Source organism: Amycolatopsis sp. NPDC051102 (genome assembly GCF_040682815.1).
Taxonomy (GTDB): domain Bacteria; phylum Actinomycetota; class Actinomycetes; order Mycobacteriales; family Pseudonocardiaceae; genus Amycolatopsis.
Map to the genome: position 1 here is coordinate 97,329 of NZ_JBFBBT010000028.1, position 16,267 is coordinate 113,595.

The 16,267-nt window shown below is 70.1% G+C and carries 13 protein-coding genes; 8 read left to right on the plus strand and 5 right to left on the minus strand.

All coding sequences use genetic code 11. The features are described from left to right. Positions 1 to 6 precede the first annotated feature (6 nt). Complete coding sequence (locus tag AB0M93_RS43370; RefSeq protein WP_364285724.1) at positions 7 to 978, minus strand: hypothetical protein; 972 nt, start codon at positions 976 to 978, stop codon at positions 7 to 9. Positions 979 to 1,199: 221 nt separating this feature from the next. On the opposite strand from AB0M93_RS43370, the gene AB0M93_RS43375 reads away from it, so the two are divergent. From AB0M93_RS43375 to AB0M93_RS43385, 3 genes are read left to right on the plus strand one after another with little or no spacing between them, the layout of a single operon-like run. Then, a complete protein-coding gene (locus AB0M93_RS43375; RefSeq protein WP_364285726.1) occupies positions 1,200 to 2,519 on the plus strand; it encodes a cytochrome ubiquinol oxidase subunit I in 1,320 nt (439 codons plus the stop codon). Next, on the plus strand, positions 2,512 to 3,717 hold the full coding sequence (locus tag AB0M93_RS43380) for a cytochrome d ubiquinol oxidase subunit II (protein ID WP_364285728.1): 1,206 nt from the start codon (positions 2,512 to 2,514) through the stop codon (positions 3,715 to 3,717). The genes AB0M93_RS43375 and AB0M93_RS43380 overlap by 8 nt, the downstream gene beginning before the upstream one ends. 5 nt (positions 3,718 to 3,722) lie before the next feature. Beyond that, positions 3,723 to 6,068: an FdhF/YdeP family oxidoreductase gene (locus AB0M93_RS43385; RefSeq protein ID WP_364285730.1), complete on the plus strand. Its 2,346-nt coding sequence runs from the start codon at positions 3,723 to 3,725 to the stop codon at positions 6,066 to 6,068. Between the two features lie 6 nt (positions 6,069 to 6,074). On the opposite strand, the gene AB0M93_RS43390 is transcribed toward AB0M93_RS43385, so the two are convergent. From AB0M93_RS43390 to AB0M93_RS43400, 3 genes are all read right to left on the minus strand, one after another. After that, complete coding sequence (locus AB0M93_RS43390) at positions 6,075 to 7,256, minus strand: sensor histidine kinase (protein ID WP_364285732.1); 1,182 nt, start codon at positions 7,254 to 7,256, stop codon at positions 6,075 to 6,077. Next, the gene (locus tag AB0M93_RS43395; protein ID WP_364285734.1) at positions 7,257 to 7,895 is read right to left on the minus strand and encodes an MEDS domain-containing protein; all 639 of its coding nucleotides are present in this window, start codon (positions 7,893 to 7,895) and stop codon (positions 7,257 to 7,259) included. Between the two features lie 140 nt (positions 7,896 to 8,035). Next, positions 8,036 to 8,995 (minus strand): NAD(P)-dependent oxidoreductase, encoded by a 960-nt coding sequence (locus tag AB0M93_RS43400; RefSeq protein ID WP_364285736.1) that lies wholly within the window; start codon positions 8,993 to 8,995, stop codon positions 8,036 to 8,038. Positions 8,996 to 9,052: 57 nt separating this feature from the next. On the opposite strand from AB0M93_RS43400, the gene AB0M93_RS43405 reads away from it, so the two are divergent. Further along, positions 9,053 to 9,493: a DUF6069 family protein gene (locus AB0M93_RS43405; protein WP_364285738.1), complete on the plus strand. Its 441-nt coding sequence runs from the start codon at positions 9,053 to 9,055 to the stop codon at positions 9,491 to 9,493. A 53-nt stretch (positions 9,494 to 9,546) separates the two neighbouring features. Further along, a complete protein-coding gene (locus AB0M93_RS43410) occupies positions 9,547 to 11,412 on the plus strand; it encodes a KUP/HAK/KT family potassium transporter (RefSeq protein ID WP_364285740.1) in 1,866 nt (621 codons plus the stop codon). A 162-nt stretch (positions 11,413 to 11,574) separates the two neighbouring features. Here AB0M93_RS43410 and AB0M93_RS43415 read toward each other — a convergent pair whose 3' ends face one another. Beyond that, a complete protein-coding gene (locus tag AB0M93_RS43415) occupies positions 11,575 to 12,072 on the minus strand; it encodes a hypothetical protein (protein WP_364285742.1) in 498 nt (165 codons plus the stop codon). A 163-nt stretch (positions 12,073 to 12,235) separates the two neighbouring features. Between AB0M93_RS43415 and AB0M93_RS43420 the strand changes: the two genes are divergently transcribed. The 3 genes from AB0M93_RS43420 to AB0M93_RS43430 all read left to right on the plus strand — a co-directional run bounded on the left by AB0M93_RS43420 (position 12,236) and on the right by AB0M93_RS43430 (position 15,735). Continuing rightward, positions 12,236 to 13,456: a permease gene (locus AB0M93_RS43420; RefSeq protein WP_364285744.1), complete on the plus strand. Its 1,221-nt coding sequence runs from the start codon at positions 12,236 to 12,238 to the stop codon at positions 13,454 to 13,456. Between the two features lie 728 nt (positions 13,457 to 14,184). Then, positions 14,185 to 15,273, plus strand: coding sequence for a lysylphosphatidylglycerol synthase transmembrane domain-containing protein (locus AB0M93_RS43425; protein WP_364285746.1), 1,089 nt, complete (start codon positions 14,185 to 14,187; stop codon positions 15,271 to 15,273). A gap of 198 nt (positions 15,274 to 15,471) precedes the next feature. Continuing rightward, positions 15,472 to 15,735, plus strand: a complete 264-nt coding sequence (locus AB0M93_RS43430; protein WP_364285748.1) for a DUF2180 family protein — start codon at positions 15,472 to 15,474, stop codon at positions 15,733 to 15,735. Positions 15,736 to 16,267 lie beyond the last annotated feature (532 nt).

The following is a 16,267-nucleotide window of genomic DNA, read 5'->3' on the forward strand; positions in this document are numbered from 1 at the left end:
CTTCTCTCAGTCGGTTCCCGGGCTCTTGCCGAGTTTGTGTGTCACAAGGATCATCGCCCCGAACAGGACCGTGGCCCAGACGGCGAGCACCGCGATCGGCTGGAGGTGCTGGCAGTTCGCGAAGTAGACGGCGTTGCGCAGGGACGTCACGGTGGCGCCGGAGGGCAGCCACTGGGAGACGAACGCGAACGGGGCGGGCAGCAGGGGTGGTGCGACCGCGCCGCCGGAGGAGCTGTTGCCCAGCACGACGAAGAACAACCACGTCGGCACGATCGCCCAGCGGCCGATCAGCACGACCATCAGCGAACAGAACGACGCGACCGCCAGGATGTGCAGCGCGAGGATGCCCCAGCTCTCCAGTACCGGCAACGTGAGCCGGTGCAGCAGCAGGCCGTCGACGAGCGTGAAGACCAGCGACGCGCCCACCGCCAGGCCGGCCACGAACGCCGTCCACCGGCGCGGCGAGAACGGACCCGCGTTCGCGCCCACCTGGAAGACCGTGATGAACCCGACGATCGTCGCGACGAGCATGAGGTAGAAGATCTCCACGCCGTTCGGGTCGTGCGTCCCGAGCGGATGCGTGTCCACCACCCGCACCGCCGGATCGGCGACGGCGACCTGCTCCAGCACTCGCGCGACGGACGCTCCGGCCGCGCTGGACACGTACAGCGTGGGTGTCGGCGCGGTCAGATCGAGGGCCGCGTAGACGTCCTGCTCGTCGACCGCGTGCAGCGCGTCCGCAACCGAGCCGTACCGGTGGAAGGCCAGGCCGCGGCGGGCGACGCCCTGCACTGCGTCCACTGTGGACTGCTGTTCGGCCGGGCCGCCGACGAGTGCGGCTTGGATCTGGTGCGGCACCGGGTCGCCGAGCGCAAGCGAGTACGACGCGACGAACAGGGAGCCCATGACGACCGCCAGCACGGCGATGACGACCGCGCGTCGCGTGGCGGACCGGCGGTGCTCTGTCGGAGCGCTCATCGAGCCTCGTCTTTCGTCGTCGATCCGTCTACAACAGATTTCCGCACCGGGCACCGTTCGGGCATCGACGCCACCGGGTGAACCGGCATCCCGATAACCCGATTCGGGGGATTCCTGGTAGCCGGTATGTCATCGGTCCGGGTAGCGGGCTCGCCAGGCTCCCACCCGGCGGTAAGATCGACGGCAGGTTTCTCCACCGATGGCTGGGGAACGGGGTGTGTATGCCAGTTGACCAGGACTACCTCTTGCAGGCGCGACAAATGCAGGCGTTGTCGCTGGGCGTGCACATCCCCCTCGTCTGCTTCGGGATCGCCTTTCCCGCGCTCGTGTTGTTCTGCGAGTGGCGGTACCTGCGGACTGGCGACGGGGTTTTCCGGATGCTGGCGCGGCGCTGGTCGAAGGTGATGCTCGCGCTGTTCGCCGTCGGCGTGGTGACCGGGACGATCCTCAGCTTCGAGCTCGGGTTGCTCTGGCCGGGGTTCATGTCCGGTTTCGGTGACGTCTTCGGCCTCGGGTTCACGCTCGAGGGTTTCTCGTTCTTCCTCGAGGCGATCTTCATCGCGATCTACGTCTACGGCTGGGATCGCATCCCGCCACGGCTGCATTTCCTGTCCGGCGTCCCGGTGGCGATCGCGGGTGTGGCGGGATCGATGTTCGTCATCTCCGTCAACGCCTGGATGAACCACCCGCGCGGGTTCGAGCTGCGGGACGGCCGCGCGGTGAACGTGCACCCGTGGTCGGCCTTGTTCGGCAACTCCTACTTCTGGCACGAGTTCGTGCACATGTACTTCGCCGGCTTCATCGTCGCCGGGTTCCTGATCGCCGTGCCCTATGCGTGGGGTTTCCTGCGCGGGCGATGGGATCGTTATCGGCGCACGGCGTTGACGGTGGCGGTGTCGGCGGCCGCGGTCGCCGCGCCGCTGCAGGTGGTGATCGGCGACTGGGCGGCGCGGGAAGTCGCCGCTGAGCAGCCGGTGAAGCTGGCCGCGATCGAGGGTCTCGGGCAGACCACAAGTGGCGCACCGGAGCATCTGCTGGGGTGGTACAACGGCCACGAGGTGGTCTACGGCGTCGAGATCCCGCGGCTGCTGTCGCTGCTGGCGTTCCACAACGCGAACGCGACGGTCCAGGGCCTGAACACCGTGCCGCCGGACGCGGTGCCGCCGGTCAACGTCGTGCGGTTCGGCTTCCAGACGATGATCGGGATCGGCACGCTGCTGGCGTTGCTGGGCGTGGTGTACCTCTACGTCCGGCTGCGCCGCCGGAGATTGCCCCGCTCCCGCTGGTTCTACCGGGCCGCCGTGCTGGCCGGCCCGCTGTCGGTCGTCGCGCTGATCGCCGGCTGGATCACCACCGAGGTCGGGCGTCAGCCGTGGATCGTCTACGGGATCATGCGGACCGGCCAGGCGGTCACCGGCGCCGCCGGGGTCCCGGTCGGCTACGGCACCCTCGTCGTGGTCTACCTGGGGCTGGCGGCCGGCGTCGCGTGGCTGCTGCGCCGGTTGAGCCGGATCCCGTTCGAGGGGGACACCGATGGCTGAGCTCCCGATGGTGTTCATCCTGGTCGGCATCGTCGCGTACACGGTCCTCGCCGGCGCGGACTTCGGCGCCGGTCTGTGGACGCTGCTCGCGGGGCCGGGCCGGGAAGGGGCCCGCGAGCACGCGGAGCACACGATGGGGCCGGTGTGGGAGGCCAACCACGTCTGGCTGATCTTCGTGCTGGTGGTGTGCTGGACGGCCTACCCGGTCGCGTTCGGTTCGATCACCTCCACGCTGGCGGCCCCGCTGTTCGTCGCCGCAGTCGGGATCATCCTGCGCGGCGCCTCCTACGCACTCCGTGGCCAGCTCGACGGGGCTCCGGGCCGGCGGGCGGTGGAGAACCTGTTCGCCCTCTCCTCGGTCCTGACGCCGTTCGCCTTGGGCACGGTCGTGGGTGGGATCGCCGCCGGCCGCGTGCCGGTCGGCAACGCCGCCGGTGATCCGATCACCAGCTGGCTCAACCCCACGTCGGTGTTCCTCGGCCTGCTGGCCGTCGCGACCGGTGGCTACCTCGCCGCGGTCTACCTCGCCGCCGACGCGCACCGGCAGGGTGCGCGGGCCCTGGAACTCGGCTTCCGCACCCGTGCCCTCGTCTCGGGTGTGGGCGCGGGTCTGCTCGCGCTCGCCGGGTTGATCGTCGTCCGCTTCGACGCCCCGGCGCTGTTCGACGGCCTGACGCACGGGGGCGGCGTGGTGATGGTCGTCGCGTCGGGTGCGGCCGGCGTGACGACCCTGTTCCTCGTGTGGCGCAACCACTTCGGTCCGGCCCGGGTCTCGGCGGCACTCGCCGTGGCCGCGATCGTCGCCGGCTGGGCGCTCGCCCAGCGGCCGCGGTTCCTACCCGGCCTCACCATCGCCCAGGCCGCTGGGAACCGCTCGACGCTGCTCGCCCTGATCATCGCGGTGGCGGCCGGTGCGGTGGTGCTGGTGCCCTCGCTGCTCCTGCTGTTCCGCCTGTTCCTCCGCGGCCGCCTGGACCCGGGAGCCGTCCCTGGGGCGACCGGTCCCACTCCGCCGCACCAGGCCGGCGAGCGAGGTCACCGTGTGCTGGCCGGCGTCGCCGTCGCCACCCTGCTCGCCGGCGTGATCGTGACCGTCCTCGCCGACCCCGGCTGGATTCTCGGCATCGGCGTGGCCTGCCTGATCGCCTGCGCCCTGACCACCTTCACCCTCGCCACGGCGAACCAGCGAGAGGAGTGACGATCATGTCACCACCGGACCGGACCGGCGACGCGGAGCGGGGCATGTTGGGCGGGGCACCGGGGGAGCAGGCGCTCGGCCGCGGCCCGGCTCCCGGCGGTGAGTACTCGCGACACGAGTACGACCACCCGGCGGCGGGTTGGGGCGCCGCACGCAGTGTCGCCAAGGTGTTGCGGCGTGCGGGAGAGCCGGTGGAAGGTGTCCGCGCGCTGTTCGTGATGAACCAGGAGAACGGCGGGTTCGACTGTCCCGGCTGTGCGTGGCCGGACGACCCCGACGGCCTGCACCTGGACATCTGCGAGAACGGCGTCAAGCACGTCACGTGGGAGCTCGCCGAGGCGAAGGCCGACGCCGGCTTCTTCGGCGCGCACACCGTCACGGAGCTGGCCGGGTGGACCGACTACGACCTCGAGGCGGCCGGCCGGCTCGCCGAGCCGCTGAGCTACAACCCGGCGACCGACAGGTACGAGCCGATCTCGTGGGACGACGCGTTCGCGATGATCGGCACCGAACTGCGGGCGCTGGAAAACCCGAACCAGGCGTCGTTCTACACCTCGGGGCGCCTGTCCAACGAGGCGACGTTCCTGTACCAGCTGTGGGTGCGCGAGTTCGGCACCAACAACCTGCCGGACTGCTCGAACATGTGCCACGAGGCGAGTGGCCGGGCGATGACGGCGGCGATCGGCAGCGGGAAGGGCACGGTCGACCTGCACGACTGGCGGGGCGCCGACGCGATCTGGGTGATGGGCGACAACGCCGCCTCGAACGCACCGAGGATGCTCACCTGGCTGGCCGAGGCCGACCGGCGCGGCGCGGCGCTCGTCCACATCAACCCGCTGATCGAAGCGGCGTCCCGGCGCACGATCGTCCCGCACGAGTTCGCCGACATGGCCACCTTCCACACGACCCGCACCGGCACCAGGAACGTGCAGGTGCGGATCGGCGGGGACATGGCGCTCATGCGCGGCGTCGCCAAGGCGGTGCTGGAAGCCGGTCCCGGCGTACTCGACGAGGAGTTCATCGAGCGTCACACAGCCGGCTTCGACGAGTACCGCGCCCTCGTGGCCGCCGCCCCCTGGGCGGACATCGTCGAGGGCTCCGGCATCGACGAGCCCGCCATCCGCGCACTCGCGGACTCGTACGTGGCGTCCGAGCGCGTGATCATCGCGTGGTGCCTCGGGGTGACGCAGCACGAGCACGGCGTCGACACGGTGGGCGAGATCATCAACGTGCTCCTCCTGCGCGGCAACATCGGCCGCGAGGGTGCCGGCCCGTGCCCGGTCCGCGGCCACAGCAACGTGCAGGGCAACCGCACCTGCGGCATCGACCACCGTCCGGCGCGGGAGTTCCTCGACCGCCTCGGCGAGGTGTGCGGGATCGACCCGCCGCGAGCACACGGACTCGGGACGGTCCCGACGATCGAGGCGATGCACCGCGGTGACGTGCAGGTCTTCGTCGCCCTCGGCGGCAACTTCGCCCTCGCCACGCCCGACCAGCCCTACACCTACGAGGCGCTGCGCACCTGCGAACTGACCGTCCAGGTCAGCACGAAACTGAACCGAAGCCACCTCGTGCACGGAAAACGCGCCCTCATCCTGCCGTGTCTCGGCCGCACCGAGAAAGACCGTCAGGCGGCCGGCGAGCAGGGCATCACGGTCGAGGACGCGATGTCGATGGTGCACATCTCCTTCGGCATGAAGGAACCCGCTTCGCGGCAGCTGCGTTCGGAGTGCGCGATCCTCGCCGGACTGGCCAAGGCCACGCTGCCGGACAGCACCACGCCCTGGCAGGAGTACGCCGACGACTACGACCGCATTCGCGACACGATGGCCGAGGTGCTCGAGGGGTTCGACGACTTCAACACCCGCGCCCGGCAACCGCACGGCTTCCGCGTCCACCAGCCCGCGCGGGAACGGGTCTTCCGGACGTCCTCGGGGCGCGCCGAGTTCTCGCTCGCCGCGCTTCCCGGCGACCTCGACCCGGGCCACGGCCGGTTCATCCTGACGACGATCCGCTCACACGACCAGTTCAACACGACCGTCTACTCCAACGACGACCGCTACCGCGGCCTGAAAGGCCTGCGCACCGTCATCTTCATGAACGAGGACGACATGCGGGCGCGCGGCATCGACGAGTTCGACCTGATCGACGTCACGAGCTTTTCCAAGGACGGCAGCGAGCGGACCGTCCATGGTTACCGTGCCGTCAGCTACGAGATCCCACCGGGTTGTACGGCCGGGTACATGCCGGAACTGAACGTCCTGTGCGGCATCGCCGACTTCAGCACGCAAAGCGAGCAGCCGGTGACGAAACACCTGATCGTCGAGATCAACCGGCACACCACTTCGTAAGGGCGGTCAACCCCCGATGGGAAGGCTGACGGTGAGCGTTGTCCCCTCGCCGACGGGGCTGGCTATCCCGATCGTCCCGTCGAGGGCTTCGACGCGGTCGGTCAGCCCGATGAGCCCGGAGCCGCGGCTCGGGTCGGCGCCGCCTCGGCCGTTGTCACGGATGGCGAGTTCGAGGATGTCGTCCTGGATCGCGACAGTCACCTGCGCCGTCGAGGCGTGCGCGTGTTTCACAATGTTGGTGAGTGCTTCGCTGACGACGTAGTACGCGGCCACCTCGAGAGGTGCGGGCAGCCGCCCCCGGGTGCGCAGATCGAGGTCGACCGGGACGGGAGATCGTCGCGCGAGCGTCTTGAGGGCGGGCGTGAGGCCACCTTTCGCCAGGACCGCGGGGTGAATGCCGCGGGAGATCTCCACCAGCTCGTCGAGCGCGTTCGCCAGGCCGTTCGCCGCGCGAGTGAGCTCGTCCTTGAGCCGGTCCGTGGGTGAGACAGCCGCCTCGATCGCTCGGAGTTCCAGGATCGCCGTGACGAGCTGCTGCTGTACTCCATCGTGCAGGTCCCGTTCGATCCGGCGGCGTGTCTCGTCCGCCGCGGTGACGATCCGGGCGCGGGAGGCTGCGAGCTCCGCCCGGCTCCTGCCGAGCTCGGCCGTCCGCTCGGCGACCTTCACCTCGAGCTGGTCCCTGGCGTCCCGGAGCGCCTCTTCGGCCCGTCGGCGTTCCTGGATGAGCCGAGCGTTCTCGAAGGCCGTCGCGGCGTGGTTCGCGGCCAGTGACAGCAGCAACTGCTCGAACGCGGTCGGGAAGCCGGGGCGTTCGCTGGCGGCGGCGACCAGCCCGCCCTCGCCGTCGACGCCGATGCGGAGGACAACGCCCTTCGCCGGGGCGTCTCCGACATCGACCACGATCGGCGTGGCCTGAAACCGGACACTCGTGGCGGCGTGCCGGGCCAGCCAGTCCGGAAAGCCCTGCCACGCACTTCCCCGCGTGACGTCGACCGCGCCGGCACCGTCGAGCTCCCTCAGGCGCACGAACGCGAAGTCGACCTGCAACAGCTCGACCAGCGTGTCGGCAAGCCCCGCCGCGACGGCCGATGGTTCCCGCCCGACCCACATGGCCGGAAGGGCCGAGAGCGCCACAAGATCCCTGAGCACCGCGTTCAGGGTCTCGGCGTCGGCGTCGACGGGCATTCAGCGCGCTGCCTGCGATCGCTGCTCCCGCAGCTCGACGAGAAGCTGCTCGGGTTCCACGTAGAAGGGATTCTCGTGCAGCAAACCGCCGACGATCACCACGGGATGCGTCCGCAGGGCATACACGATCGTCCGTGCACCGAACTTCGACAGGTCATAGGCGCAGATCACGACGTCGTCGTACTTCGGGACGACGTCGTTGACCCGAGTCTCGAACTCGATCATGTCCTCGATGCCCGGCAGGTCCGCGAGCGCCCACTCCATCTGGGCGAGGAATCTCGTCGGGGCGTACCCCGAAGCAGGCCCGGACCGGAGCACGTCCTCGAACCCCTCGAACCAGACGTCCTGATCGAAATGGTCCGCGCTCAGCGGACCGTCCTCCCAAGGGCGTACTTCGAGCTGCCCGGAGCCGATGGCGCCGGCGACGTCGACACCCGCGTCGGCGAGGCGGGACAGGTGGTCCTCCCGCCGCTCGGGGTCGACGAGGTGAAAAGCCCGCTGCCCTTGGGAAAAGCCGTCGGTGATGAACGACCGGAGCACGCTGTAGTGCTCGTCCATGCTGTTGAACAACGCGCAGATGTGCCGGTTCTTCCCCACCGCGTCCAACGGAATCCGCAGTGAGGTTTCGGTGCCTGTCATCGCCCCCGCCTTCGTCCGGAAATAGACGACTGCAAACACGGAGTCTACCGCCGGACCGCAACGATGAGCCTTGTCCTGATGGGGTGATCCGCGTGGTCACCTGCTGGCGGATACCGGAGTTCCGGCCGGCACCAAGGCAGTCACCTCGCCCGGTAGAGCCTGGTCACGGTGGCGATGTCGGCCTGGTCCAGCCCCGAGCCAGCCGCCTTCTCGTACCGGCTTCGCACCACTGCGGCCGACGGGAGTTCCACCTCGGCCGCGTGCGCGACACCGATGGCCAGGCCGGCGTCCTTGGCGCCGAGCCCGGTGGTCCACCAGCCCTCCTGCGAGCCGGTCAGCACACCCTCGAAGCGGTTCTTCAACCCCGGCGCGACCATGGGACTGGCGCCCAGCAGCTCACGAAGCTGGTCGTCGCCGAGGCCGCCGGCCCGGCCGACAGCGAACGACTCGGCCAGGGCGACGACCTCCGACAGCAGCAGCAGGTTGGTCGTCAGCTTCGCGGTGATGGCCATCGAAGCGGTGTCGTAGCGACGCACGGTGCTCGACAGCGGCGCGAGCACCGGCTCGAGGCGGTCGACGAGCTTGCCGTCACCACCCGCGAGATACGTGGCCTGGCCGGCCCGCACCGCGACCGGGCTGCCCAGCACCGGCAGGGCGAGGAAACGAGGGGAGAACTCGGCAGCCAGCTCGCCGCTCAAGGTGGGCGAGACCGTCGAGCAGTCCACGTAGACGGTCCGATCGGCGACCGAGGCCCGCAGTTCCCCGAAGGCGACAGCCCGGACGGCGGCATCGTCGGCCAGGATCGTGATCGCGACCTCGGCACCCTCGACGGCCTCGGCGACACTGTCCGCTTCCCGGCCGCCCGCCGACACGATCTCGGCCGCCCTGCCCCGGGACCGGTTCCACACCGTCACCCGGTGGCCGCCCTCGAGCAGCCGCCCCGCGATCGCCCGGCCCATCCGCCCCATACCCAATACCGCGACGTCCATTCCAGCCTCCTTCGGCTCTGTCCTCAAGGCTGGCCCGCGAACGCCGGGTCGTCGTCGCAGCCAGCACCCATCCGGCTGTTCCTGCTGGCTGCGATGCCCGGCCGCGCTCACCGCGAGAAGCTGGTGAAGACGGCTTTGTCCGCCACGGATGCCGACCGAGGAGGAATGGTGACGAACACACAGCTCCAGCAGCGTCCCCGCTCGGCTGTCGACGCCAGAAGCCTGTGGACCGGTGGCGTGGCGACGGCGGTGGTGGCCGCACTCGTCGCGGTCGTCGGCGTGCTGATCGTCCGGGGAGTGTTCGGCCTTCCGGTCATGGCCCCGGGCAACGCCGGCTACGTGGGCGCCGTAGGGCTGGCCGTCTTCGCGGCGGTGGGCGGCCTGCTGGCCACCGCGCTCGCGCACGTGCTCCTGCTGCTCGCCCCACGGCCGATGGTGTTCTTCGGCTGGATCGTGGGGCTGGTCACCCTGGCCTTCGCGATCCGGCCCTCCACGGTGAGCGCCGGTGTGGCCGGCCACTTCGCGAACGCGGTTCTCTACGTGGTGCTCGGGGTGGCGATCGGCACACTGGTCGGCCGCACCGCCGGCCAGGCGGTGCGACCGCGTTGACCACGACGGTGGCCCGTCGGCCGGGTACGCGCGACACGGTTCGGCTCGCGTTGGTGATCGGCGCCCTGGGCGTGGTGTTCGGCGACATCGGAACCAGCCCGATCTACACCCTCCAGACCGTGTTCGCCCCCGGCGGTCCGCATCCGGTCCGAGTGAGCACGGAGAACGTGTTCGGCGTGGTGTCCCTCGTGTTCTGGTCGGTGCTGATCGTCGTCACGGTCACCTACGTGCTGCTGGCGATGCGGGCCGACCACGACGGCGAGGGCGGCATCATGGCACTGATCACCCTGGTACTGCGGTGGGCCGGTCGACGTGGCAGACGGAGAGCCGTCATGCTGGCCGGGTTGGGCATCTTCGGAGCTTCGCTGTTCTTCGGGGACAGCATGATCACCCCGGCGATCTCGGTGCTGTCCGCGGTCGAGGGCCTCGTGGTCGTCGAACCGGCGCTCTCGGACCTGGTCGTGCCGGCGACCGCGGTGATCATCGTGGTGTTGTTCCTGGTCCAGCGCAGGGGAACCGCGGCGGTCGCCCGGGTGTTCGGACCGGTGATGATCGTCTGGTTCGCGGCGATCGGCGCGTGCGGGGTGGCCGGTATCGCGGATCACCCGCAGATCCTCGAGGCGTTGTCGCCGACCTACGCACTCGGGTTCCTGGTGGGCCATTTCGGCACGGCCTTCTTCGCCCTCGCGACCGTCGTGCTGGCGGTCACCGGCGCCGAGGCCCTTTACGCCGACATGGGCCACTTCGGCCGGCGGTCGATCACCCGGGCCTGGGTGTTGATGGTGTTCCCGGCGTTGGTGCTCAGCTACCTCGGGCAGGGTGCGCTGATCCTCGACACCTCGGCCACCGTCAGCAGCCCCTTCTTCCTGCTCGTGCCCGTCTGGGGACGGCTGCCGATGGTGCTGCTGGCCACGGTCGCGACCGTCATCGCGTCCCAGGCGGTGATCACCGGCGCGTACTCGGTCGCCGAGCAGGCGGCCCGACTCGGCTACCTGCCGCGGCTGCGCGTGACGCACACCTCGGCGACCAGGGTGGGCCAGATCTACGTGCCGTGGATCAACTGGCTGCTGATGGTTTCCGTCCTCACGCTGGTCTTCGCGTTCCGCAGCTCGACGGCTCTGGCCTACGCGTACGGCCTGGCGGTGACCGGCACCATCACCATCACCACCCTGCTGTTCTTCTACGTTGCCCGCGGGCGGTGGAGCGTCCCGCGGTGGCTGGTCGCCCTCGGTGCGGCCCCGCTGCTGCTGGTGGACCTGCTGTTCCTCGCGGCCAACCTCACCAAGCTGCTCGACGGCGCGTGGCTGCCCCTGCTGATCGGCGGCACCGTGTTCGCCGTGATGAGCACGTGGCAGCGAGGCCACGAGATCGTCACCGCGGAGCGCACGCGGCGTGAAGGGTCGCTGCGCGAGTTCGTGGACCGGATGCGCGGAGACGGGTCGTCGCCCCTGCGCGTCCCCGGCACGGCCGTCTTCCTCAACCGTGGCAAGCAAACCGTGCCCCTGGCCATGCGGACCAACGTCGAGTACAACCACGTGCGTCACGAACACGTCGTGATCGTGACGGTTCAGACCGAGCCGGTGCCACGCGTGCCGGCGGACCAACGGCTCATCGTCGACGATCTCGGGCACAACGACGGGATCACCCACATCTGTGTCCGGTTCGGCTATCGGGAGCCCCCGGACTTATCCGCCGCGCTGAGCGCACTCGCCCCTTCCGCGACCGAGGGCGGGGCACAGCTCGACGAGGCGACGTACTTCCTGTCGAAGATCGAGCTCGAACGCGGCGACGCGCCGACCATGGCGTCCTGGCGCAAGCGGCTGTTCATCGCCACGTCCGCCATCGCCGCCGACGACACCGAGCACTTTGCCCTGCCCCGCGACCGCACCGTCGTCATGAGCTCACGCGTCGAAATCTAGCCGGCGCCCGCGATTCCGGTCAGCGGGTAGGCGAACCGGGCCCCTGTGCTGTTGCCGAGGATGACGCCGAACTCGTCCGGATCATGACCACGTGTTCGCGCTCGGAGCTGCCAACGCCGTGCCGGCCTACTACGACCGCCTACCCCGGGCTCTTTCGTGGGGTCATCCGGCCAGTCCGCCCAGTGCCGCGCTGAGACCGGCGATGATCGCACCGGCGAGAGTGATCGAGGCGACCGAGGACAGGAAACGGGTGTTGAAGAAGCGCCAGCGGATCCAGGCCAGGGCGAGCAGTTCGAACGCGATCACGCAAACCGCGACGATCAACGCGGCCTGGTACTGGGGGATCAGGAACGGCAGCGTGTGCAGGATCCCGCCCAGCAACGTGCCCGCGCCAGTGAGCGCGCCGCGCACGTAGGGGTTGCCCCGGCCGGTGAGGTCGCCGGTGTCGGACAGGCCTTCCGAGAACGCCATACTGACGCCCGCGCCGAGCGCGGTCGCAAGGCCCGCGAAGAACGCGTAGTGCGGGCTGTGCGTGGCCAGCACCACGGCGAAGATCGGCGCCAGCGTCGACAGCGAGCCGTCGATGAGTCCGGTCATCGCGGGCTGCACCCGCTGGAGCAACACCGAACGGGTCGGTGCCGGAATGAGGGCCGTCATCACGCCTCCGTCGTCTTTTCTGGTCTCCTTCCATCGTGCGGCTCCAGGCGGCGCACGTCGTCACCGCTAACGGAGAATTCCGGATTCCGGGTAGCCGCAATGCAAGGAGCCCGCGCAGTTGAGATGCTGGAAAAGCCCGCGTCCGGGTACGAGAAGGGCGACAAACATGAACGCGATAGGGCACGCGCTCGCGTTGGCCGGGTCGATGACCTGGGAGATCCTGTGGGCCGTGATCCTCGGGTTCCTGTTGTCCGCGGTGGTGCAGGCGGTGGTGCGCAAGGCCACGATCGTCCGGTTGATGGGCGACGACCGGCCGCGCACGCTCGCGGTGGCGTCGCTGCTGGGCGCCGCGTCGTCGTCGTGCTCGTACGCCGCGGTCGCACTGGCCCGCTCGCTGTTCCGCAAGGGTGCGAACTTCACCGCGGCGATGGCCTTCGAGATCGGCTCCACCAACCTCGTGGTCGAGCTGGGCATCATCATGGCGCTGCTGATGGGCTGGCAGTTCACCGCCGCCGAGTTCGTCGGCGGCCCGATCATGATCGTGCTGCTGGCCCTGCTGTTCCGGATCTTCGTCCGTAAGCGCTTGATCGAGAAGGCCTGCGAGCAGGCCGAGCGCGGCCTGGCGGGGTCGATGGAGGGCCACGCCGCAATGGACATGTCGGTCACCGGCGAGGGCTCGTTCCGGCGGCGCCTGTTCTCGCCGCGCGGGTTCACCTCGGTGGCGCACGTGTTCGTGATGGAGTGGGCAGCGATCCTGCGGGACCTGGTGGTCGGCCTGCTCATCGCCGGGGCGATCGGCGCGTGGGTGCCGGAGTCGTTCTGGCGGGCGTTCTTCTTCACCGACCACCCGGTGATCTCCGCGCTGTGGGGGCCGATCGTCGGCCCGATCGTGGCAATCCTGTCGTTCGTTTGCTCCATCGGCAACGTCCCGCTGGCCGCGGTGCTGTGGAACGCCGGCATCAGCTTCGGCGGCGTGGTCGCGTTCATCTTCGCCGACCTGCTGATCCTGCCGATCCTGAACATCTACCGGAAGTACTACGGCACCCGCATGACCCTGGTCCTGCTGGGCACCTTCTACGCCGCGATGGTGGGCGCCGGCTACCTGGTCGAGCTGCTGTTCGGCGTGACCAGCCTGATCCCGGAGCAGCGCTCCGCGACGGTGACGGCCGAGGGGATCTCGTGGAACTACACCACCTGGCTCGACATCGCCTTCCTGGTCCTCGCCGCCGTCCTGCTCGTCCGGTTCTTTCGCAGCGGCGGCCGGGACATGCTGCGCATGATGGGCGGATCACCCGACGCCATGGCCGGCCACGACCATGGCGGGCGCGAGCGCCACGGATCCCACGGCCAGGCCGGCAATGCCGTGCACGAGGACCACGCGGAGTGAAAGGCGTTGAGGCTGCCGCCGCATAGGCGGCCGACGGCAACGAACCCGGATCGGGATGCACAACCCTGCTCACCACCCACACGGCAGACACGCCCCATGGATGGCCGGCACAACCGCGGAGGGTGTGTTCAGCCCCACTGAACCCGTCGCGGCGTCCGGCTCGACCAGGCGACGACCGACTCGGACGCGGCGTGCTGCCCGACGACGATCAGGCGATGAATTCCTCCGGCCCCGGCCACGACCTGCTGCACCTATGCCGGGCGTGCTGGCGCCCGTGAACGCGACGCCGAGGGCGAGCAGCGGCGGGAGCGGTGCCGCCGGCGCACCGGTCCACCCACCAACCCGAACCGGTGCCTTACCGCCAGCCGGTAGCGAGATTGGCCGCTGGTCGGGAAGGCAGCGCGGCCGCGGGGTGGAAACGTGTTCGGTGCGTACCGGCAGAGAGGAAACGCCCATGTCCCAGGCGGACGGCCCAGAGCGGCGGATGCTCGGCGCGACACCGGGGGAGCCGGCGCTGGGCAGGGGCCGGCGCCTCGCGGTGGCGATCGCACTGCCGGGAAGGTTGGCATGCTGACCCCGCGCCGGCCGCCGGCGGTGAAGGCGGTCAACCTCCCGGCGCGACGCCCGGATGGCGACGCCCTCCGCGAGGCGGGGACGCTGTAGTGGACACAGTGGACGGTGTGCGCCGGAGCGGGCGGCGCTGGGTTCGTCCGGTCGCGGGTACGGTCGTGTCGGGTGTGCTCGTCGTTGCCGCGGCGACCCATCCGTCGGTGGTGACCGCGACGCTGCGGGTGCTGGTCGCGGTGCGTCCGGGCTGGCTGGCGGCCGCGGTGCTCGTCGAGGTGGTGTCCGTGCTCGCCATCGCGCAGCTGCACCGGGTCCTGCTCGGCGCGGCGGGTGCGACGAGGCCCCGGACCGGGGACTACCTGGCGGTGACCTACGTCGGCGGTGCGGTCAGCAGCAGCCTGCCCGGCGGACCGGCGCTCGCGATCGCCTACGTCTACCGGCAGCTGCGTGCTCGCGGTGTGGCGGAGGCTTCGGCTGCGTGGGCGCTGGTCGTCTCCGGTGCCGTGTCGACCGCGACGATCGCGTTGGTCGGCAGCGCGGTGCTCACGCTCGCGGGCCACCTCGATGCCGTGACGGTGGTCCTCGGCGCGGTCGAGGTCACGGCGGTGCCCGGGCTGATCGCGCTGGTCCGGTGGGCGGCGCGACATCCGCGCCCGGTGATCGGGTGCGCGTCCGCGGTGCTGGGCCGGCTCAACGTGCTGCTGCGCCGGCCCGTCCACACTGGACGCGAGCGGGTTGTCGCCGCCGCGTCGGCACTGAACGGCATCCGGCCGGCCTGGCGGCACTGGCTGTGCGCGGTGACCTGGTCGGCGATCAACTGGGGTGCCGACGCCGCATGCCTGGCGCTGTGCCTGCTCGCCGCCGGCGCCGCGCTGCCGTCGCCCGGCGCGCTCGTGCTCGCCTACGTCGCCGGTGTGGTGACTACCGAGCTGGCCGTGACACCGGCCGGCGTGGGGACGACGGAGGCCGCCATCACCACGGTGCTCGTGGCACACGGCAGCCCGACCCATCCCGCGCTGGCCGCCGTGCTGCTGTTCCGGCTCCTCAGCCCGGGCCTGAACACGGCGGTCGGCGCGACGATCGCCGCGATCCGCCGATCGCCAAGACCTGGTCGGTCGGCACGCCGCCCGTTTCGCCGAGGACAGGGTGCCGGCTCCGACGTGTCCGTGGATCCCGCGCCCGGTGAGGTGCCGGCGGGTACCGGAGGAGTCGAACACGAGCGGGATCGAGTTGGTGGCGCGGGCTCTTGAGCAGGCTGGTGCGTTCCGCCAGGCGGCGCACCGGCCACCCGCCGTCCTTGACTCGGCCGGTCCGGTCCCCTCGCACCAGGACCGCCGACCGTACCGGCTACCTGGAAAGGAGAACGGCCGCTGACAGTGCAGACCGGAGCCGGCGACGTCGCGAGACTGGAGGAGTCCGTCAAACCCACACGAACAAGGAGAAAGCCGATGCGCTGCCTCGACTGTGCAAGCAACAGCGACGACCTGCCCGCGATCGGGGTGTGCACGACCTGCGGCGCCGGCGTTTGCGAATCGTGTGTCCGCATCGGACACCAGTCCATCAGGGACCTCGCGGGTCTCGCGCCGATGGACGGCTCCATCATCGAGACCCGCAAACTCGCGTGCCTGCCCTGCGCGACGGCGCTGGGCGCCCATCACGCCGGCCGCTACCACTTCGCGGCGCCGGCCGGACACGGGCCGGGGAACCGGTAAGCAAACGTGCCACACCTTCAAGCCCCCGGAGCCGGCTTTCGGCGCCGGGGGCCGCACGCATGGGGAAAGGAACACGCGCGCACAACCGGAGTCTGGGCGCACGCGCCGCCGGCAGGCGGGCACCAGCCGCCGTGGCCGGTGGGTCGCCGTGCGCTCCCTGCCCAGGTACAGCGGTGCCGGCTCACGACCCCCGACTCATGTCACGTGCACGCCGAGAAGCGGGTGTGAAGGCCCGTGGCCGGGGGCGGGACGGCTCCGGCGGAGGCTCGTGCGGTGTTCACGGCGATCGTGTACGTGCTGACCAGTGGCTGCGCGTGGCGGGATCAAGGTCGAGGCGGGTGAACAGTGTGCAGGTCGCCCTTCGGACACACGTATCATTCACCCGCGGAGAGGCCGTCACGTCGACGGCCTCTTTTTCGTGGTCGAACCGCAGGCTAAGGGATCAGTTCAGAATGAGTTTGCGGAGGCAGATGATCGAGCAAGCGAGGCTGAGGATGGCTTCGTGGATGTCAGCTCGACGTTCGGTGCGGAT